Raw genomic sequence first — 19,405 nt, 5'->3', positions numbered from 1 at the left:
GGAGGCGGGAGGCTTTCCCGGACCGTGGCCGGGCTTCTGGATGCCATGCGGGTCATTCGAGCGCCATGCCCCCGTTCGGCCTGAGCCTGGCCAAGCCGGTTTGCCCAGGCAACCCTTCGATCCTTCGTCATGCTCAGGACAGGACAGGCCAGGCTCCGGGTGAACGGTTCAAGCGAACCGTATGGCGTCTAGACCGCCACGGTGTAGTTCAGCGTCATGCGCCCGCCGTCGACCACCACGACCTCGCCGGTGATGTAACTCGCCGCATCGCTGGCCAGGTAGGCCACGGTGTCGGCGATCTCTGAGGGTTGGCCCAGGCGTTTCATGGGCGTGCGGCTCATGATCCTGGCTGTGGCCTCCGGACTGGTCAGCACCGCTTTGGCCGCCAGCTCGGTGGCAATGGTGCCGGGCGCGACCGCGTTCACGCGTATGCCCTTGTCGGCCAGTGCCAGCGCCATCACGCGGGTGAGCTGGTTGATCCCGCCCTTGCTGACGTTGTAGCTGGCAATGGTCGGAATGGTCAGCACGGCGTTGACGGAACTCATGTTGATGATGCTGCCCTTGCCTGCGCCGGCCATCACGCGCGCCACGGCCTGGCCCACCAGAAACGAGCCCTTGAGGTTGATGCGCAGCACCGCGTCGAAATCGGCCTCGGTGACCTCCAGAAAATCAGCGGCCCTGAAAATGCCGGCGTTGTTGACCAGCACGTCGATGCGGCCGTGCGCGGCCATGGTTTGCGCCACCAGCGCATCGACCTGGGTCTTGTCGCCGACGTCGCAGTGCACGTACAGGCCGCCGAGTTCGCTGGCCAGGGCCGCGCCGCGGCTGTCGTCAATGTCGGCAATGACAACCTGGGCGCCTTCGCGCACAAAGCGCCGGATGCAGGCCTCGCCGATGCCTTGGGCGCCGCCCGTGACCAGGCAGACGCGGCCCGACAGTCCGAATGAAATGCCTGCGGAAGATGTGGGTGAAAGTGTGCTCATGCCGGGATGTTACCAGCGCAGGCAGCTATGAATTTTGTAGCATTTTCAGCAACTTCCGCGGCCGCCATGCCGGGCTTGTAGAGCGCCGATCCGATGCCGAAGCCGCTGGCACCCGCCGCGAAATAAGGCCCCATGTTGTCCGGCGTGATGCCGCCCACCGGCAGCACCCTGGTTGCGGCCGGCAACACGGCGCGCAGCGCTTTCAGCACGGCGGGCGTGATCATTTCCGCCGGGAAAATTTTCAGGCCGGTGGCGCCACATTCAAGCGCGGCAAAGGCCTCGCTGGCCGTCATCACGCCGGGCAGGCAGACCAGACCCAGCCGCACGGCTTCGCGCACGACGGCCGGGTTGAAGTTGGGCGAGACGATGAGCTGGCCGCCCGCGGCCTGCACATTACGAACATCCTCCACGCTCAGCACCGTACCGGCGCCGACCAGGGCCTGGGGACAGGCGGCGGCCAGGGCCGCAATGCTGTCGAGCGGTTGCGGTGAATTGAGCGGGACTTCGATCAGCGTCCAGCCGGTGGACAGCAGCGCCTGGCCCACCGGGACGGCCTCGGCGGGGCGCAGGCCGCGCAGGATGGCGACCAGCGGCAGGGTCTGCAGGGCAGCGGCAAATTTCGGGGAGGCGTTCATGGGTTCATGCAGGAGGGGGGTGTAGGCAGGGTATCGGCAATGGCACGCAGGCCGCGCCAGGTGGCGCTGGCGCCCACGCGCCGGACCGTCACGCCCAGCTGCGCCAGCGCCTGTTCATAACGCGTGGTCAGCGCCTCTGCGCCCATGAGCACCACCGCATCGCCGCGCTGCAGGTTCTGGCCTTTGAGTTCTTCGCCGATGACCAACCCCGATAGGTAGCTGGGCAGGGCTTCAGGCGCCATGCGCTGGAATAGCGACAGGGTGCGCGTGCTGAAGGCCGTGTGCAGCAGGCCGGGGCCGGCCAGCGCGCAGGCCACGCCCTGCCCGAAGGCGGCCATGTCTGCTGGTGGCTCCTCCGCAGGCAGTGTGCGCGCCAGAATCGAGTGCTGGCGCAGCAGGGCGTAAAACTCGCCGGTCATCCAGGTCGAAAAATCAGTGATGCGTCCGCCGGCGACCGTGACCCATTTGCTGTGGGTTCCTGGCAGCACCAGGCGCGCATCGGCGAGGCCCAGCAGCAGCAGGGCACCGACGATCTGCGTTTCCTCGCCGCGCATGACATCGGGGACGCCGTCGGTGCTGATGCTGAGGCCGGGCACGATGGCGATGCGGCCGGGCTCCAGCCATTCAAGCCTCGCGGCGATGTCGCTGAAACCGGCCGGACAGGCGCAGTAGGGCGCTTCGCGCCAGCCCTGCTGGCTGCCGGCCATGCCCGAGATCAGGCACAGCGTGCCGGCCGTCATCCAGTCGCCAAACGCATTTTCAAAAACCGCCGGAAATTCGCCTGCCGCCACGCTGAGGATGCCGCGCGCCAGGGCGCGTTCTGCCAGCACCTGGCCATCGGGCGCGACCAGCGCCCCGCGCAGCGACGAGGTGCCCCAGTCCACCGCCAGCAAACGGCGGCCGTTCATGTGGGCTGGGTGCAGGGAGGGGCGTCAGGCCTGCCGGTGCGCATGGGTCAGGACATGCCCTGCAGGGCACCGGCCGGGTAGGCGGGGCTGCGGCAATCCTCGATGTACTGTTCAATGATGGCCTTGAAGGACGCGTCGGGCTTCAGGCCGAGGGCATGCGCCCGACCGGCGCTGGCACCGCGCGCCCAGTTGGCCACGATGCCGGCGATGCGTTCGTCGCGCTCGAAGCGCACCCGCCGGCGTACCTCGGGGCCGGCGACCTCTTCCAGGGCCTGCAGCATCTCGCCCACGCTGACATTGAGGCCCGGCAGATTGAGCGCCAGCCGCCCGCCCATGGCTTGCTGGCTGGCTTCGAACACGGTGATCAGGCCATGCACCGTGTTCGACGGCGAGGACACGGGGTGTGTGACGTTGGCATCCACCGGGCAGGTGGTTTCCTCGCCGGCCAGGGGCTCGCGGATGATGCCGCTGAAAAACGAGGACGCCGCGCCGTTGGGTTTGCCCGGTCGCACGGTGACCGTCATCAGGCGCGCCGAGCGGCCATCGACAAAACCCTTGCGGCTGTAGTCGGCAATCAGGTGTTCACACACCAGCTTGTGCATGCCGTAGGAGGTCTGCGGCGACGGCAGCGTATGGTCGCTCACGAGGTCGGGCAGCGGGTTGGAGGCATCCGGGCCGAAGACTGCCACCGAACTGGCGAACACCAGGCGCGGGGCATTGCCGGCCTTTCGCAGGCCGTCGAGCAGAAGGCGGATGCTGTCGAGGTTGGAACGCAGGCCCAGGTCAAAGTCCAGCTCGCACTCGCCCGACACGGCCGAGGCCAGGTGGAACACGGCGTCGAAGCCGCTGGCAAACAGTTCCGACTGGTTGAGCAGTGGGCCTGTGTGCACCCGCACCCGCTTGTCGGCCGCCAGATCGGCGGGCGGTGCAAACATGTCGGCAATGTGCAGCTCGTCAACGGTCTGGCCGTCGAGCCGGTCTTTCTTGAGAATTGCGCGGGCCAGTCTGGCGCCGACAAAACCGGCGCCCCCTGTGATGAGTAATTTCATGTCAAGCCTTGTGAATCAGTGGTTGTCGCGCGGCACGAAGGAGCCGCGTTTGCCGACCAGGAAGTCCAGGTCCACGCCCTCGTCGGCCTGCAGCACATGGTCGACATACAGCTTCCAGTAACCCGAGGACAGCGGCGGCGGCGGCGCGGTCCATCCGGCCAGGCGGCGCGCCAGCTCCTCATCGCTGATGTGCAGATGCAGCTTGCGCTGCGGCACGTTGAGCTCGATCATGTCGCCGTTCTGCACAATCGCCAGCGGGCCGCCGGCGGCCGCTTCGGGCGCGGTGTGCAGCACCACGGTGCCGTAGGCGGTGCCGCTCATGCGGGCGTCGCTGATGCGCACCATGTCGGTGATGCCCTTGCGCAGCACCTTGGGCGGCAGCGGCATGTTGCCGACCTCGGCCATGCCGGGGTAACCTTTGGGGCCGCAGTTTTTCAGCACCATGACACAGGTCTCGTCGATGTCGAGGTCTTCGTCGTCGATGCGTGCATGGAAATCCTCGATGTTCTCAAACACCACCGCGCGGCCGGTGTGCACCATCAGCGCCGGCGTGGCAGCACTCGGCTTGATGACGGCGCCGCGCGGCGACAGGTTGCCGCGCAGCACGGCAATGCCGGCCTTGTCCTTGAACGGCGTGGCCAGCGGCATGATCACTTCGGTGTTGTAGTTTTGCGCGTCGGCGATGTTGGCACCTATGGTTTGCCCGTTGGCGGTGATGGCGCCCAGGTGCAGGTGCTGCGCGATTTCCTTCATCACCACCGGCAGGCCGCCGGCGTAACAGAAGTCTTCCATCAGGAACTTGCCGGAAGGCTGCAGGTTGACCAGGCAGGGCAACTCACTCGCCAGGCGGTCGAAGTCGTCCACCGTGAGTTTCACGCCGATGCGGCCAGCCATGGCAATCAGGTGGATCACCGCGTTGGTGGAGCCGCCAATCGCGGCCAGGGTCTTGATGGCGTTTTCGAAGGCCTCGCGTGTCAGGATTTTCGAGAGTGTCAGGTCCTCATGCACCATCTCGACCGCGCGGCGCCCGGCCATGCGCGCCAGCACATTGCGCCGGCCATCGACGGCCGGGTAGGCCGCGTTGCCCGGCAGGCCGATGCCCAGCGCCTCGACCATGCTGGCCATGGTGCTGGCCGTGCCCATGGTCATGCAGTGGCCGTGGCTGCGGTGCATGCAGCTTTCAGCTTCAAAAAAGTCGGCGAGCTTGAGTGTGCCCGCGCGCACCTGCTCGCTCATGCTCCAGACACCGGTGCCCGAGCCTAGCTCCTGGCCGCGCCATTTGCCGCTGAGCATGGGGCCGCCGCTGACGCCCACGGTCGGCAGGTCCACGCTGGCCGCACCCATGACCAGCGAAGGCGTGGTCTTGTCGCAGCCCATCAAGAGCACCACGCCGTCGATCGGGTTGCCGCGAATGCTTTCCTCCACGTCCATGCTGGCGAGGTTGCGGTACAGCATGGCGGTCGGTCGCAGCAGGGTTTCGCCCAATGACATGACGGGGAACTCTAGCGGGAAGCCGCCGGCCTCGTACACGCCGATCTTCACCTGCTCGGCAAGCGTGCGGAAGTGGCTGTTGCAGGGCGTCAGTTCGCTGAAGGTGTTGCAGATGCCGATGACGGGCCGGCCGTCGAACTGGTCATGCGGCACACCCTTGCCCTTGACCCAGCTGCGGTAGGCGAAACCGTCGCGGTCCTGGCGGCCAAACCATTGCTGGCTGCGCAGCTCTTCGGGTTTCTTCCGGGGGGTCTTGGGGTCGGTCATAGGGAAAATCCTTAATTGATAAACGTATTATCGTCATACCATTGCGCCGCGAATCCTAGTAATAACCATTAAACAGGCGGCAATGATCAAAAACGTTCACGGCAATACGGTTGACCACCTTGGCGAAGCCATTGTTGCGGGCCGGTATGCCGTGGGCGCGTCGATTCCGCCCGAGCCGGTGTTGTGCCAGGAACTCGGTGTCAGCCGCACGGTGGTGCGCGAGGCGGTCAAATCGCTGATCGCCAAGGGCCTGATGACCACCGGGCCCAAGGTGGGCACCCGCGTGTTGTCGGAGGACCACTGGAACTGGTTCGACCCCGACGTCATCATCTGGCAGTCCAAGGCGGGTCTGACCCCTGAATTTTTGCGCGACCTGCAGGACCTGCGCCGCGTGGTGGAGCCCGCCGCGATGCGTCTGGCGGCGGAGCGCGCCACGGCGCAGGACATTGCCGAGGTCGAGGCCGCTTATGCCGGCATGAAACATGCGGTCGAGGAGGGTGGCGACTATGTCACGCACGACCTGCGTTTCCACCAGGGCCTGCTGCGCGCCAGCCGCAACCGCATGCTGGTGCAGATGAGCAAGGTGCTGGGGGCGCTGCTGCGCACCAGCTTTGAAATTTCCACACGTCGCAAGGACGGCCCGAGCCAATCCCTGCCGCTGCACCGTGCCGTGCTGGACGCGGTGATCGCCCACCAGCCCGACGAGGCCGAACGTGCGATCCGCGTGCTGATCGACGGCGCCAAAGAAGACATCGAAGAGGTGCTGGCTTCGCGCCGCCGCCTGCCCGTCCTGAGCAGCCCTGCACGGCAGCTCAAGGCGGCCTGAGCCATCCCACCAGACAACAGGCGAAAGATGAATTTTCAAAAAACGATGGATGCGGCGATTCACTGGTTCTTCAAGTTCCTGGAGCTGCTGGTGGTTGTCTGCATGGTGGCCATGGTCATCATGGTGTTCGGCAACGTGGTGCTGCGTTACGCCTTCAATTCCGGCATCTCCGTTTCCGACGAGATGTCGAGGTACTTCTTTATCTGGCTGACCTATATCGGCGCGATGCTGGCCATGCACGAAGGCGGGCACCTGGGGGTGGACACCCTGATCAAGCACCTGCCGGTGCTGGGCAAAAAAGTCTGCCTCTTCCTGAGCGAGGCACTGATGCTGTTCTGCAATGTGCTCTTTTTCATGGGCACTTTCGAGATGCATGAACTGCAGGTCACCAATGTTTCGCCGGTGGTCGGCATCTCCATGATCTGGATCTACGGCATCGGCTACGTCGTCAGTGTGGTGATGGCCATCATCAATCTCAACGTGCTGTTCCGGCTGGTGACAGGGCGCATCAGCGAGGAAGAGCTGGTGCAGGTGATCGAAACCGAAGGCCTGGCCGACGTCGAAAAACAAATCCAGGGAAGCAAGGCATGACCGTCAGCGTTTTTATCCTCAGCCTGCTGGCCGCCATGGCCATCGGCATGCCGATCGCCTATGCACTGCTGGTCTGCGGCGTCACGCTGATGGCTTTCCTGGCCGCCACCAGCGGCCTCGTCACTTTCGACAGCCAGATCCTGGCCCAGCGTTTTGTCGACGGTGCCGACAACTTTCCGCTGCTGGCCGTGCCCTTCTTTTTGCTGGCGGGCGAGTTCATGAATGCCGGCGGCATCAGCCGCCGCATTGTCAACCTGGCGATGGCCTGGGTCGGACATTTTCGCGGCGGCCTCGGTTACGTCACGGTGATTGCTGCGGTGATCATGGCTTCCCTGTCGGGTTCGGCGATTGCCGACACCGCCGCGCTGGCCGCGCTGCTGATTCCCATGATGCGGGCTGCCGGTTACAACGTGGGCCGGGCCTCGGGGCTGGTGGCGTCGGGCGGCATCATTGCGCCGGTGATTCCGCCTTCCATCGGCCTGATCATTTTCGGTGTGGCCGGCAACGTTTCCATCACCAAGCTGTTTCTGGCTGGCATCGTGCCTGGCATCCTGATGGGCGTGGCGATCGGGCTCACCTGGTGGTGGGTGGCCAGGAAGGAAAACGTTCCCGCAGCGCCCAAATTGCCCATGCCGGAGCGCCTGCGCATCACGGCCCAGGGTGGCTTCGCACTGACCCTGCCCATCGTCATCATCGGCGGCATGAAGTTCGGTATTTTTACGCCGACGGAGGCCGCCGTGGTCGCCGCCGTCTACAGCTTTGTCGTCGGCATGTTCATTTACCGCGAGCTCAAGTGGTCCGAGTTGTACGGGCTGATCCTGGCGGCCGGCAAAACCACCGCGGTGGTGATGTTTCTGGTGGCTGCGGCCATGGTCAGCGCCTGGCTGATCACGGTCGCCAACATCCCCACGGAGGTCGCCAACCTGATGGCACCTTTCATGGGCAACAAGATGCTGCTGATGTTCATCATGATGATCCTGATCGTGATTGTCGGCACCGCGCTGGACTTCACGCCGACCGTGCTGATCCTCACGCCGGTGCTCATGCCCCTGGTGCTCAAGGCCGGCATCGACCCGGTGTATTTCGGCATCATGTTCATCATGAACAATGCCATCGGCCTGATCACGCCGCCGGTGGGCACCGTGCTCAATGTGGTCTGTGGCGTCGCCAAGATCAGCATGGACGAGGCCTTCAAGGGCGTGCTGCCTTTCCTCATGGCGCAACTGGCCGTGCTTTTTCTGCTGGTGCTTTTTCCCTCCATCGTCACCGAACCGCTCAAATGGTGGATGCGATGAGGGGCTCCCCGTAGTTTTTCCCAACCCTGTCGATTTTATAAAAGGAGACAACCATGTTCAAACGTAGAACCCTGGCCCTGGCCGCAGCCGCTTTGCTGGTGGCCACTTCGAGCTTCGCGCAGTTTGCCGACCGCACGATCAAGTTCACCAACGGCGTCAACGAAGACCACCCGGTCGGCGTCGGCGTCAAGAAGATGCAGGAAGTGCTGGCCGCCAAGACCGGCGGCAAGATGAAGATCAATGCTTTCTGGGGCGGCGCCGCGGGCGGCGACCTGCCGGCCACGCAGGCGCTGCGCGCCGGCACCCAGGAAATGGTGTGCACCTCGAGCTCGCCGCTGGTGGGCATCGTCAAGGAGCTGGGCGCCTTCGATCTGCCCTTCCTGTTTGCCAATGAAAAGGAAGCCGATGCCGTGCTCGACGGCCCGGCCGGCGCGTACTTCAACAAAAAGCTGGAAGAAGCCGGCCTGATCAACCTGGCTTACTGGGAAAACGGTTTCCGCAACCTGACCAACAGCAAGCGGCCGGTCGCCCGGGCGGAAGATTTTGACGGCGTCAAGGTCCGTGTGATGCAGAACAACATTTTCATCGACACCTTCAAGACCCTGGGGACCAACGCCGTGCCCATGGCTTTTGGCGAGGTGTTCACCGCGCTGGAAACCAAGACCATCGACGGCCAGGAAAACCCCTTCGTGACCATTGAAACGTCCAAGTTCAATGAAGTGCAGAAGTACCTGAGCGTCACGCGCCACGCCTACACGCCCTTCCTGGTGCTGTACAGCAAGAAGCTGTGGGACCAGCTGAACCCCCAGGAGCAGGCGGTGCTGCGTGAGGCGGCGATGGAGGGCCAGAAGGTCCAGCGCGCTGCCAACCGTGCGCTCAATGAAAAGTCCCTGACCAGCCTGAAGGCCAAAGGGATGCAGGTCAACGAAGTGAGTGCAGCCGAGCAGAAACGCATGTTCGACAAGGTCAAGCCTGTCTATGACAAAAACATTCCGACGATTGGCGCCGAGCCGGTCAAGATGGTGATGGACGCGCTGAAGAAGGCACGCGGCGGCTAAACGGCGCTGAGGCCGGATCGCCACAAGGCCGCAGGGGTTTGCTCTTGCGGCTTTTTTTTTACGGAGCATGCATTGAAGATCACCAAAGTCGAAACCCTGCGCCTGGGCGAGTTTCCCAACATCATCTGGGTCCGCATCCACACCGACGAAGGCCTGATCGGCCTCGGCGAAACCTTCATGGGGGCCGCGGCCGTGGAAGCCTACATCCACGAGTGGGCCGGCCCCAAGCTGCTGGGCAAGGACCCGCTGGCCATCGAGGCGCGCAACAAGGACATCACCGGTTACCTCGGCTGGCGCGGCTCCGGCGTGGAAACGCGCGGCAACTCGGCCATCGACATCGCGCTGTGGGACATTTTCGGCAAGGCGGCCAACATGCCGCTGTACACCGCGCTGGGCGGCAAGAGCCGCGACAGCATACGCATCTACAACACCTGCGCGGGCTACCAGTACGTGCGCAGCACCGTCAACCAGAATAGCGCCAACTGGGGCATCGGTGACGCGAAAAAAGCCCATGCCGGGCCGTATGAAGACCTGGAAGGCTTTTTGCATCGGGCCGACGAACTCGCCGAATCATTGTTGTCCGAAGGCGTGACGGCCATGAAGATCTGGCCCTTCGATCCGGCAGCCGAAAAAAGCGACGGGCAATACATCAGCAACGCGGACCTGGACCTCGCGCTGGAGCCGTTTCGCAAGATCCGCTCCGCGGTCGGCGAGCAGATGGACATCATGGTGGAGTTCCACAGCCTGTGGCGGCTGCCGATGGCGCAGAAAATTGCGCGCGCGCTCAAGCCCTTCAATACCTTCTGGCATGAAGACGCGATCCGCATGGATTCGCTGGACCTGCTCAAGCAATATTCAAAAGACTGCGAGGCGCTGATCTGCGCCAGCGAAACGCTGAGCTACAAATGGGGCTTCAAGGATTACCTGCAGACCGGCGTGGCCGGGGTCGCCATGCTGGACCTGAGCTGGTGTGGCGGGCTCACCGAGGCGCGCAAGATCGCGGCCATGGCCGATGCCTGGCAACTGCCGGTGGCGCCGCACGACTGCACCGGGCCGGTGGTCTGGGCGGCGTCCAGCCACCTGTCCCTGCATGCGCCCAATGCCCTGATCCAGGAAAGCGTGCGCGCCTTCTACACCGGCTGGTACAAGGAACTGGTGACCGAGTTGCCCACGGTGACCCAAGGCATGCTCAGCCTGAACGGCAAACCCGGGCTGGGGCTGGAGCTGCTGCCTGACCTGCACCAACGCGCCGACGCCACGGTGCGCTGGTCGGCCTAAGCGGGCAAGGCAGAACGTGACGCAGATGTGTTCCGATATTTTTGTTGTCATGGGGGTCAGCGGCTGTGGCAAAAGCACCGTGGGCGCCCAGCTGGCGGCCGCCCTGGGTCTGGAGTTTCTTGAGGGTGACAGCCTGCATCCCTCCAGCAACGTGGCGCGTATGGCCGCCGGGGTGGCGCTGAGCGACGCGGACCGCGAGGGCTGGTTGCAAACGCTGGCCGGGCGGCTGCAGCAGGCGCAGGCGGGCGGGCGGGGTTTGGTGCTGTCGTGCTCCGCGCTCAAGCGTGCCTACCGCGACATCCTGCGGCGCGGTGCGCCCGACGCCCGTTTTCTCCATCTGCAGGGCGACTACCCCTTGCTTGCGGCGCGCATGGCCGCGCGAACCGGCCATTACATGCCGCTGTCGCTGCTGGCCAGCCAGCTCAGCACGCTGGAAGCGCCCGGCCCGGAGGAAAATGCACAAAGCTTCGATCTGGCCAGCCGGCCCGAAGACATCGTGGCCGCCGTGCTGGCTTGGCGGCGAACCCCCGGTGCCTGAACACCCCTTATTCACTTTTCACGGATGTGCCATGACTGTTTTCACCAAGACCACGCTCTACACCGGCCCCGATGGCCGCGCCGGATTCCGCGAAGAGCCGCTGGCGCTGACCGAAGGGTCGCCACAAGCGCTGTTGTCGCCCTTGCTGCCGTCTGCCGGCTACCAGCTGCGCCACAGCCCGGTGGGGTTTCGCAGCCAGTTTCATTGCACGGTGACACCGCAATGGGTGGTCATTCTCGGCGGCCGGATGGAAATTGGCCTGCAGGATGGAACATCACGCGTGTTCAAGCCCGGGGACCATTTTTATTCGGCCGATCTGCTCCCGCCGGGCGCTTCGTTTGATGCGGCCATCCACGGCCACTGGAGCCGCCAGGTCGGGCCGGACCCGCTGGTGACGCTGTTCGTTCAGGGCTGAACGCCGCACGGGCAACTCCCCATTGCTATCAAATAAGTAGCTTAGTGCGTCCGTCTGTCAAGGGCTGGAGGCCAAAAAGGCCGTGAATTGTCAGGCGGGTTGCAGCTCACCCGAGAGCAACACGCGGTGTCCCGGCTGGTCGGCCTTGACGGCGTTCACCAGCGCCGCGGCGACGTCGGCCGCTGCAACCACGCGGTAGTTGCGCGGGGTCAGCGGCTTGAACAGGCGCATGGCAACCAGGGCGAGCTGTTCGCCGGGGCGGGTGGCTTGCGCCAGGGCTTTGCGGTCGCCCGCCAGAACCGAAGGGCGTGCGAACACCACGCTGTCGTAGCCGAGCTGGCTGACAGCGTCTTCCATCTCGCCTTTGACGCGGTTGTAAAAAACAGGGGACTTTGCATCGGCGCCCATGGCGCTGACGATGCCCAGGCGGGTCGCGCCTGCGGCACGCGCCGATCTGGCCAGGGCCACGACAGCGTCGAAATCGACCGCCCGGAATGCCTGCTGGCTGCCCGCCACCTTGAGGGTGGTGCCCAGCGCGATGAACACATCGTCCACCGGCGGGGCTGAAAACTCACTCAGCGAATCGGTCACATGTACCACCAGTGAGGGGTGCACAGGATCAGGCCTGCGGCGGCTCACGCAGTGGACCGCCGAATAGCTGTTACCGGCCAGTAAACGAGCCAGAATTTCCCGACCGACCAGACCCGTTGCTCCGGCCACCAGGGCCACCCGAGCGTCCGCCGCCACCGCCGGCTGGCCGTCCGCCGCCGCGGTAGTTGCCGCGGTTGCCGCCGGTGGGCTGGCCGGAGGAAGGGAAGCCTGAGGAAACATGGCTGCTGGGTTGGGCGTCACCACGTTCTTCGGGCTCGCGCTGCCGTGGGGGTTGTGCATTGGAGTTCCTCGCTTGCTGCTGCGCAGGCTGGCCGCCTTGGGCGTAGCCGGAATTCTGGCGCGGCTGGCCGCCCTGGGGCTGGCTGCGGCCGCCACCATTGCCGCCACCGCCGCTGCGGCCGCGTCCACCACCATTGCCACCACCGTTGCCGCTGCCGCCATTGCCGGCGCCTCGGCCCGCCTGGGGCTTGTTCTCGCGGATGCGCGTCATCATTTCGCTGCGGGCGGCCTTGGCGGCTGCCTGCATCACGTCGCGGCTTGGCGGCTTGCCCAGGCCGCCCCAGATGGTCTGGCGGCCCATGGCCAGCGGCTCGGCTTTTTCGCCGGGCTCGGCTTCAAAACCGGGCACGATGACTTTTTCGATGTTCTGCTTGGTGAAACGCTCGATGTCCTGCATGAAGCCTTCCTCGTCCAGACAGACCAGGCTCACGGCCTCGCCGCTGTTGCCGGCGCGGCCGGTGCGGCCGATGCGGTGCACATAGTCTTCGCTGACATTGGGGATTTCATAGTTCACGACGTGTGGCAGCTCGTCGATGTCGATGCCGCGGGCGGCAATGTCGGTGGCCACCAGCGCGCGGATGCTGCCGCTCTTGAAGTCCTGCAGCGCCTGGGTGCGGGCGGTCTGGCTTTTGTTGCCATGCAGCGCCATCGCGGGGATGCCGTTTTTCGTCAGGTGTTCGGCCACATTGTTGGCGCCGAACTTGGTGCGCGTGAACACCAGCACCTGGCTCCAGTTGTGCTCGTTGATGATGTGTGTGAGCAGTGCTTTTTTCTTGCCGCGGCCGACCGGGTGGATCGTCTGCGTGATGCGCTGCACCGTGGTGTTGCGCGGCGTCACCTGGATGTGCAGCGGGTCGCGCAGCAGGCCGTTGGCCAGGTCGCGGATCTCGTCGCTGAAGGTGGCGGAAAACAGCAGCGTCTGCTTCTGCTTGGGCACCAGGGCCAGCACCTTCTTGATGTCGTGGATGAAGCCCATGTCCAGCATGCGGTCGGCTTCGTCGAGCACCAGGATCTGCACCTGGCTCAGGTCCAGCGTGCCCTGGCTGGCATGGTCCAGCAGGCGGCCGGGGGTGGCCACCAGGATGTCGACGCCGCGGCGCAGTTTTTCAATCTGCGCGCCCATGCCGACACCGCCGAACATCACCATGGAGGAGAGTTCGAGGTATTTGCCGTAAAGGCGAACGCTTTCCTCGACCTGGGCGGCGAGTTCGCGCGTTGGGGTCATGATCAGGGCGCGCACGGCGTTGACGCCGCGCTTGTTTTTCAGGGACGGCTCGGAGGACAGGCGCTGCAGCATGGGCAGCACGAAGGCCGCGGTTTTACCGGTGCCTGTCTGGGCGCCGCCGAGCAGGTCGCCGCCTGCCAGCACGGCAGGAATGGCCTGGGCCTGGATCGGGGTGGGAACGGTATAGCCCTGCTCAAGCACGGCTTTAAGAATGGCCGGAGCCAAGTTCAGATTTTCAAAAGTCATTGATGGTGCACGCGGAGGTGCCAAAGATCGGCCAGTCGGGGGCTGTTGAAGCCTCCGCCAGTGAAAGGCAGACGGGTAAAAAAGTCAGGCTGGGCACCCAAACTGTCACCGAAGGTGTGCCTAATTGCTGCAGGCAACTGGAGCCAGCAACCCGTGTATTGTCGCATGGAACGATAATCGGGGGGTTCACGCCAGAAACGCGCCTTGATTTGGGGCGCCAGCCCCCCACCTGGGGGAGTGTGATTTTCGCTTGCAGGGAGATCCGCAAATGGCCTGTCAAAAGCCCTGTTGGCAGGCTGCAGGCGCTTCGTTTTCCCTGCCTTGTTTTCCCTTTTTAGAAGTTAATCCCGATGGCCCAGTACGTATTTACCATGAACAAGGTCGGCAAGATCGTGCCGCCCAAGCGTCAGATTCTCAAGGACGTTTCCCTCAGCTTTTTCCCGGGCGCCAAGATCGGCGTGCTCGGCACCAACGGTTCCGGCAAGTCCACGCTGCTCAAGATCATGGCCGGCCTGGACCACGAGATCGAGGGCGAAGCCACGCCGATGCCGGGCCTGAACATCGGCTATCTGCCGCAGGAACCCAAGCTGGACCCCGAGCACACGGTGCGCGAGAGCGTGGAAGCCGGCATGGGGGCAGTGTTTGCCGCCAAGGCCCAGCTCGAAGCCGTGTACACCGCTTACGGCGAGCCTGATGCCGACTTCGACGCGCTGGCCGCCGAGCAGGCCCGCCTGGAAGCCATCATTGCCACCTCGGGCAGCGACTCCGAGCACCAACTCGAAATCGCGGCCGATGCGCTGCGCCTGCCGCCCTGGGATGCCAAGGTCGGCGTGCTGTCGGGTGGCGAGAAACGCCGCGTGGCACTGTGCAGCCTGCTGCTGTCCAAGCCCGACATGTTGCTGCTCGACGAGCCGACCAACCACCTGGACGCCGAATCGGTGGACTGGCTGGAGCAGTTCCTGCAGCGTTACCCCGGCACCGTGGTGGCCATCACCCATGACCGCTACTTCCTGGACAACGCCGCCGAGTGGATTCTGGAGCTGGACCGCGGCCGCGGCATCCCCTGGAAAGGCAACTACAGCACCTGGCTGGAGCAAAAGGGCGAACGCCTGGCGCAGGAGCAAAAGGGTGAAGAGGCCCGCGCCAAGGCCCTGAAGAAAGAGCTGGAATGGTCACGCCAGAACCCGAAAGCGCGCCAGGCCAAGAGCAAGTCGCGTCTGGCACGGTTTGAAGAGCTGTCGGACTTTGAATACCAGCAGCGCAACGAGACGCAGGAGATTTTCATTCCCGTGGCCGAGCGCCTGGGCAATGAGGTCATCGAGTTCAAGAACGTCAGCAAGTCCTTCGGCGACCGCCTGCTGATCGACAACCTGAGTTTCAAGATCCCGGCCGGCGCCATTGTCGGCATCATCGGCCCGAACGGCGCCGGCAAGTCGACGCTGTTCAAGCTGATTGCCGGCAAGGAGCAGCCCGACAGCGGCGAGGTGGCGATCGGCAAGACCGCGCGCATGGCCTTTGTCGACCAGCACCGCGATGACCTGGCCAACGAAAAAACCGTCTGGGAAGACATCTCCGGCGGGCTCGACATGCTGACCGTCGGCAAGTTCACCATGCCCAGCCGCGCTTATGCCGGCCGCTTCAACTTCAACGGCGCCGACCAGCAAAAACGCGTGGGTATGCTCTCGGGCGGCGAGCGCGGGCGCCTGCACCTGGCCAAGACCCTGATTGCCGGCGGCAACGTGCTGATGCTCGATGAACCCTCGAACGACCTCGACGTGGAAACGCTGCGTTCGCTGGAAGACGCCTTGCTCGAGTTCGCCGGCTCCATCATGGTGATCAGCCATGACCGCTGGTTCCTGGACCGCATTGCCACCCACATCCTGGCGGCCGAAGGCGACAGCCAGTGGACCTTCTTCGACGGCAACTACCAGGAGTACGAAGCCGACAAGAAGAAACGCCTGGGCGAAGAGGGCGCCAAGCCCAAACGCATGCGGTTCAAGGCACTTCATTAAGCCCCCACGCTTTTCACTTCGTGTAATGCGCTGCCCCCCGAGGGGGCCGCTGCGCCTGCGGCCCGGCGAAGCCGATTCCGCGGCCCCTGCTGGGCTGAAGAATTCTCGTGTTCGCTCATTGCCTGTAGCTTCCTGGAGATGCTTATGACCGACGACGAAGTCCTGACTCAAACCCGGCAATGGCTGGAAAAAGCCGTGATCGGCCTGAACCTGTGCCCGTTTGCCAAAGCGGTGTATGTCAAGAGCCAGGTGCGCCTGGTGGTCAGCCATGCGCGTCACGCTGACGATTTGCTTGAGGAGCTCGACAAGGAGCTCGACCTGCTGGTGGCGACGCCGGCTGAGCAGATCGACACCACGCTGCTGATCCACCCCACGCTGTTCGAGAATTTCCTGGACTTCAATGATTTCCTGGAAATTGCCGAAGGGGTGGTGGACGAGCATGGCCTTGAAGGCGTGGTGCAGCTCGCCAGCTTTCACCCGAAGTTCCAGTTTGACGGTACCGAGCCGGATGACATCGGCAACTACACCAACCGCGCGCCGTTTGCCATCCTGCACCTGCTGCGCGAGGACAGCGTGGAGCGTGCGGTCGAGGCCTTCCCCGAGGCCGATGCCATTTTCGACGTCAACATCCAGACGCTGGAAAAGCTCGGCCACGCCGGCTGGCAGGCGCTGTTCGACAAGCCCTGACGAACAAGGCAGCGCCCTGCAGCCCGCCGGGGCAGCGATGGCCGGCTGAAACCGGTGCGCGTGCCGGAATTGATCTGCATCAATGCCTGGCGGGCGCAGGTATTTATGCTGGCCGCCTGTTGTCTGCTTTGGAGCGAGCCATGAAAACCAATGTTGGAACCATCGACAAGGTGCTGCGCATCGTTGTCGGGCTGGTCTTGCTGTCGCTGTTCTTTGTTCTCGAAGGCCAGGCCCGCTGGTGGAGTCTGGTTGGTCTGGTGCCGCTGCTCACCGGGGTGTTCGGTGTCTGCCCGCTTTATTCGCTGTTGGGGCTCAGCACCTGCCCGATGGACCGCAAGGCCGCGGGCCGCTGAGCGCCCCAAGCCCGACAGGCTCCTAGAGTTTCTGCAGCTTCAGGCGCACCAGCTGGATGTTGTTGCGCAGCGCATAAAGCTCGTCGGCGTAGGACAGCGGCACACTGATTTTTTCAGCACGGCTTTCGAGCTGGTTCAGCTCCTCGAGCAGTTCCTGGGTGCCCCCGGTTTCTTCTGCCCGCATTTCAATATTGCGCAGCTGGCCGTACCAGCGGAAGATGCGTGAGCGCACGCGAAACTCGTAAAGCGGCGGCACGATGCGTGACAGCGGCAGCAGCACCGCAATGATGATGCCCATCACCAGCCACATGCGCTCCACGAGGTTGGCCACCCAGAACGGCAGGTAGCGCTGCAGCAGCGGCGCGCCGGCTTGGATGCTGCGCTCGGCTTCCTTGGCCACCGGCCTTTCGTTGTTCTTGACATTGGGGTATTCGCGGGCGCGCTTGAACCAGCCCGCGCTGCCGTGGATCTCGTTGCCGGCCAGCGCAAACAGCTGCAGCAGCGCCGGATGGGTGCTGGTGCGCGTGAGCAGGGTGGTAGTGGGCGCGACCAGGCGCACGTCCTGCGGCGGAATGTTGCCGGCCAGATCCACCACCCCGCGCGGCAGCACGGCCGGGCTCAGGAAGGCAAAGCGCCGGGAGTAGGCTTCGCTCTGCGCAAAGTCCATCAGCTTGACGCCCGGCGTCTGCAGCAGCATCTGCACCATCAGCGACTCGGGCGCCGAAGCAAACACAATCGCGTCCAGCTCGCCCTGCAGGAAGGCGACGGTGGCGGGGGTCTGTTCGAGCTGGGAAATCTTCAGTGCGCCGGGCTCGATGCGGTTGATCTCCAGCAGCTTGTTCATCAGGTTGGGCACGCCGCTGCCGGGCGTGCCGACGTTGACGCGCAGGCCCTGCAATTGCGTCAGCGAGGCCAGCACCGCGCCAGCGCCCGCGCCCTGGCTGCTGTTGCCGGGTGTTGCCGCCGCGACTTTTCGTGCGGCCTCTTCGCGATAGAACAGCCAGACCGGCTCCAGAAACAGGCTGCCCAGCGATTCGAGTTCCTCGTCGGTGTCCACATCGGTGGCGCTGGTGCCGCCCTGCACAAAACCCAGGTCGGCCTTGCCTTCGCGCAGCAACTGCAAGTTGGCCGCCGAGCCTTCGGAGGGCAGCAGTTCAACGGTGATGCCGTCTTTGGCGAGGATGCGGGCGTAGCGTTTGCCGAATTCCTCGTAAGCACTTTGCGCGGGGCCGGTGGCCAGCGTGACGCGTTTGGGCGGGTTGGGGTCCAGCCACCAATAGGCCAGCACCAGCAGCGTGGCGGCCAGCACCACAAAGGGGCCGGCAGAGACGGCCAGATCGCGCAGCGACAGCAGGGTGTAGCGTATGGTTTTGGGCATGCCGGCACCTTAACATGGACCCGTCAAAACCAAGACGGACATGCCATGTTCAGCATAAAAACAGGCTGCAGCCTAATATCCACCTACGCCGTCAGCTACATTATTAATAGCATCAGGAGCCGCCGTGCAGGAACACCAGCACCGCATTGAGCAGGTAGGTGGCCAGCAAGCCGACGCTGATCCAGCTGGCAAAACGCAACACCCGACCCTGGGGCCGCATCACCAGCCCGATCATCACCAGCCCGCTCATGACCACGGCGGCAACCGCCGTGCCCGCATGCACGGGCGCGGCGTCGGTGAGCAGCGGTCCGCGGGTGTAGAAGATATCGTCAATCGCCAGAATGGTCACGTTGAACAGGTTGCTGCCGAGCAGGTTGCCGATGGCCATGTCGAGCGCACGCAGGCGCAGGGCTGACAGCGTGACCGCGATTTCGGGCAGCGTGGTCACCAGCGCCATGAACAGCGTGCCGACAAAGCTGCGGCTCCAGCCCATGGCCTGGGCCAGCTGGTCAGCGATGGCGGGCAGCCAGCTGCCGGCCGCCAGCACCACCATCGCTGCGAGCCCGAAGCGGCGCCACTGCCGCCCCAGTGGCGGCGCCGGCACTGAGGCGGCATCGGGGTCCGGTTTGGGCCGGAGCGACTGCTCGTGCGCGAAGACGCTGCGCAGCGCCAGCAGGTAAAGCGCCAGCAGCACCGGGCTGTACAGCCCCAGATGCAGCATGGCCGGTGTGGCGGCGGGCAGCAGCAGGCTCATGGCGACAAAGCCCAGCATCACCACGCCAAAGGCGGCGGACAGCAGGTGCGCCGCGCTGGCATGGCTATAGATCGGCTGGCGTGGCTGCAACGCGTCGATCACCACCAGGAACACGAGGTTGAACACGCAAGCACCGAGCGCATTGCCCACGGCCAGGTTGGGCGCACCGATGACCGTGACGGCGCTGATGCCCGAGGCCAGCTCGGGCAGCGAGGTCACCGTGGCCAGCAGCGCCAGGCCCATCCAGCCGCCCGTGAGCCCGGTTGCTTTGGCGATCTGGTCGGCACTCTGGCACAGCACATAACCCGCGCCGGCGATCAACACCGCGCACAGCAGGAACTGCGGGACGAGCACGATCAGGCTCATGCGGTCCGCTTCTAGGAGCCTGTCGGACTTGAGTGCGCGCAAGCGATGATTTGCGGGCGAGGTGAATTTTTGAGGGCCCGAGTCGTGCTTTGCGCGTGATCGCACGATTGCGCGAAGCCTGGCAAGGCCTTACACGCTGTCTGTGGCCTTCGTTGGGCG

General features: G+C 64.4%; 19 protein-coding genes. 10 read left to right on the top strand and 9 right to left on the bottom strand.

The features are described 5' to 3' along the window. Positions 1-188: 188 nt before the first annotated feature. The 5 genes from B7G52_RS21485 to B7G52_RS21465 are packed head-to-tail and all read right to left on the bottom strand — an operon-like array spanning position 189 to position 5,333. Positions 189-983, bottom strand: a complete 795-nt coding sequence (locus tag B7G52_RS21485) for an SDR family NAD(P)-dependent oxidoreductase (RefSeq protein WP_096699710.1) — start codon at positions 981-983, stop codon at positions 189-191. Continuing rightward, the gene (locus B7G52_RS21480; RefSeq protein WP_096699709.1) at positions 980-1,618 is read right to left on the bottom strand and encodes a 2-dehydro-3-deoxy-6-phosphogalactonate aldolase; all 639 of its coding nucleotides are present in this window, start codon (positions 1,616-1,618) and stop codon (positions 980-982) included. Before B7G52_RS21480 ends, B7G52_RS21485 begins: the two co-directional genes overlap by 4 nt. Next, complete coding sequence (locus B7G52_RS21475; protein WP_096699708.1) at positions 1,615-2,526, bottom strand: 2-dehydro-3-deoxygalactonokinase; 912 nt, start codon at positions 2,524-2,526, stop codon at positions 1,615-1,617. The genes B7G52_RS21480 and B7G52_RS21475 overlap by 4 nt, the downstream gene beginning before the upstream one ends. A 47-nt stretch (positions 2,527-2,573) precedes the next feature. Further along, positions 2,574-3,575: a D-erythronate dehydrogenase gene (gene denD / locus B7G52_RS21470; RefSeq protein WP_096699707.1), complete on the bottom strand. Its 1,002-nt coding sequence runs from the start codon at positions 3,573-3,575 to the stop codon at positions 2,574-2,576. 15 nt (positions 3,576-3,590) lie between these two features. Continuing rightward, entirely contained in the window at positions 3,591-5,333 is a 1,743-nt protein-coding gene (locus B7G52_RS21465; RefSeq protein ID WP_096699706.1) for an IlvD/Edd family dehydratase, read from the bottom strand. Positions 5,334-5,415: 82 nt separating this feature from the next. On the opposite strand from B7G52_RS21465, the gene B7G52_RS21460 reads away from it, so the two are divergent. The 7 genes from B7G52_RS21460 (at position 5,416) to B7G52_RS21430 (ending at position 11,334) form a co-directional block, all read left to right on the top strand. Continuing rightward, complete coding sequence (locus B7G52_RS21460; RefSeq protein ID WP_096699705.1) at positions 5,416-6,159, top strand: FadR/GntR family transcriptional regulator; 744 nt, start codon at positions 5,416-5,418, stop codon at positions 6,157-6,159. A gap of 27 nt (positions 6,160-6,186) precedes the next feature. Then, positions 6,187-6,750, top strand: a complete 564-nt coding sequence (locus tag B7G52_RS21455; RefSeq protein WP_240523574.1) for a TRAP transporter small permease — start codon at positions 6,187-6,189, stop codon at positions 6,748-6,750. Beyond that, positions 6,747-8,045, top strand: coding sequence for a TRAP transporter large permease subunit (locus tag B7G52_RS21450; protein ID WP_096699703.1), 1,299 nt, complete (start codon positions 6,747-6,749; stop codon positions 8,043-8,045). The genes B7G52_RS21455 and B7G52_RS21450 overlap by 4 nt, the downstream gene beginning before the upstream one ends. A 53-nt stretch (positions 8,046-8,098) precedes the next feature. Next, positions 8,099-9,103, top strand: a complete 1,005-nt coding sequence (locus B7G52_RS21445; RefSeq protein ID WP_096699702.1) for a TRAP transporter substrate-binding protein — start codon at positions 8,099-8,101, stop codon at positions 9,101-9,103. A 72-nt stretch (positions 9,104-9,175) separates the two neighbouring features. Further along, complete coding sequence (locus B7G52_RS21440) at positions 9,176-10,381, top strand: mandelate racemase/muconate lactonizing enzyme family protein (protein ID WP_096699701.1); 1,206 nt, start codon at positions 9,176-9,178, stop codon at positions 10,379-10,381. A 25-nt stretch (positions 10,382-10,406) separates the two neighbouring features. Then, the gene (locus B7G52_RS21435) at positions 10,407-10,919 is read left to right on the top strand and encodes a gluconokinase (RefSeq protein ID WP_240523573.1); all 513 of its coding nucleotides are present in this window, start codon (positions 10,407-10,409) and stop codon (positions 10,917-10,919) included. Between the two features lie 31 nt (positions 10,920-10,950). Next, the gene (locus B7G52_RS21430) at positions 10,951-11,334 is read left to right on the top strand and encodes a hypothetical protein (RefSeq protein WP_096699700.1); all 384 of its coding nucleotides are present in this window, start codon (positions 10,951-10,953) and stop codon (positions 11,332-11,334) included. Positions 11,335-11,424: 90 nt separating this feature from the next. Here the strand turns inward: B7G52_RS21430 and B7G52_RS21425 are convergent, their stop codons facing one another. After that, positions 11,425-12,054, bottom strand: coding sequence for an epimerase (locus B7G52_RS21425; RefSeq protein WP_371329052.1), 630 nt, complete (start codon positions 12,052-12,054; stop codon positions 11,425-11,427). Continuing rightward, positions 11,996-13,696 carry a DEAD/DEAH box helicase gene (locus tag B7G52_RS21420; RefSeq protein ID WP_096699698.1) on the bottom strand — a complete coding sequence of 567 codons (1,701 nt, stop codon included), beginning with the start codon at positions 13,694-13,696 and terminating at the stop codon, positions 11,996-11,998. The genes B7G52_RS21425 and B7G52_RS21420 overlap by 59 nt, the downstream gene beginning before the upstream one ends. Positions 13,697-14,046: 350 nt before the next feature. Between B7G52_RS21420 and ettA the strand changes: the two genes are divergently transcribed. The 3 genes from ettA to B7G52_RS21400 all read left to right on the top strand — a co-directional run bounded on the left by ettA (position 14,047) and on the right by B7G52_RS21400 (position 16,748). Next, entirely contained in the window at positions 14,047-15,708 is a 1,662-nt protein-coding gene (gene ettA, locus B7G52_RS21415) for an energy-dependent translational throttle protein EttA (protein WP_096668084.1), read from the top strand. Positions 15,709-15,852: 144 nt separating this feature from the next. Beyond that, positions 15,853-16,395 (top strand): DUF1415 domain-containing protein, encoded by a 543-nt coding sequence (locus B7G52_RS21405; RefSeq protein ID WP_096699697.1) that lies wholly within the window; start codon positions 15,853-15,855, stop codon positions 16,393-16,395. Between the two features lie 140 nt (positions 16,396-16,535). Beyond that, on the top strand, positions 16,536-16,748 hold the full coding sequence (locus tag B7G52_RS21400) for a DUF2892 domain-containing protein (RefSeq protein ID WP_096699696.1): 213 nt from the start codon (positions 16,536-16,538) through the stop codon (positions 16,746-16,748). A 22-nt stretch (positions 16,749-16,770) separates the two neighbouring features. On the opposite strand, the gene B7G52_RS21395 is transcribed toward B7G52_RS21400, so the two are convergent. Then, entirely contained in the window at positions 16,771-18,126 is a 1,356-nt protein-coding gene (locus tag B7G52_RS21395) for a TAXI family TRAP transporter solute-binding subunit (protein ID WP_096699695.1), read from the bottom strand. A gap of 112 nt (positions 18,127-18,238) precedes the next feature. Further along, on the bottom strand, positions 18,239-19,246 hold the full coding sequence (locus B7G52_RS21390) for a sodium:calcium antiporter (RefSeq protein ID WP_096699711.1): 1,008 nt from the start codon (positions 19,244-19,246) through the stop codon (positions 18,239-18,241). Positions 19,247-19,405 lie beyond the last annotated feature (159 nt).

It is taken from the genome of Polaromonas sp. AER18D-145 (assembly GCF_002379095.1).
Classification (GTDB): domain Bacteria; phylum Pseudomonadota; class Gammaproteobacteria; order Burkholderiales; family Burkholderiaceae_C; genus Polaromonas.
The sequence above is the reverse complement of the archived record's forward strand: the minus strand, read 5'-3'. Positions and strand labels throughout refer to the sequence as shown.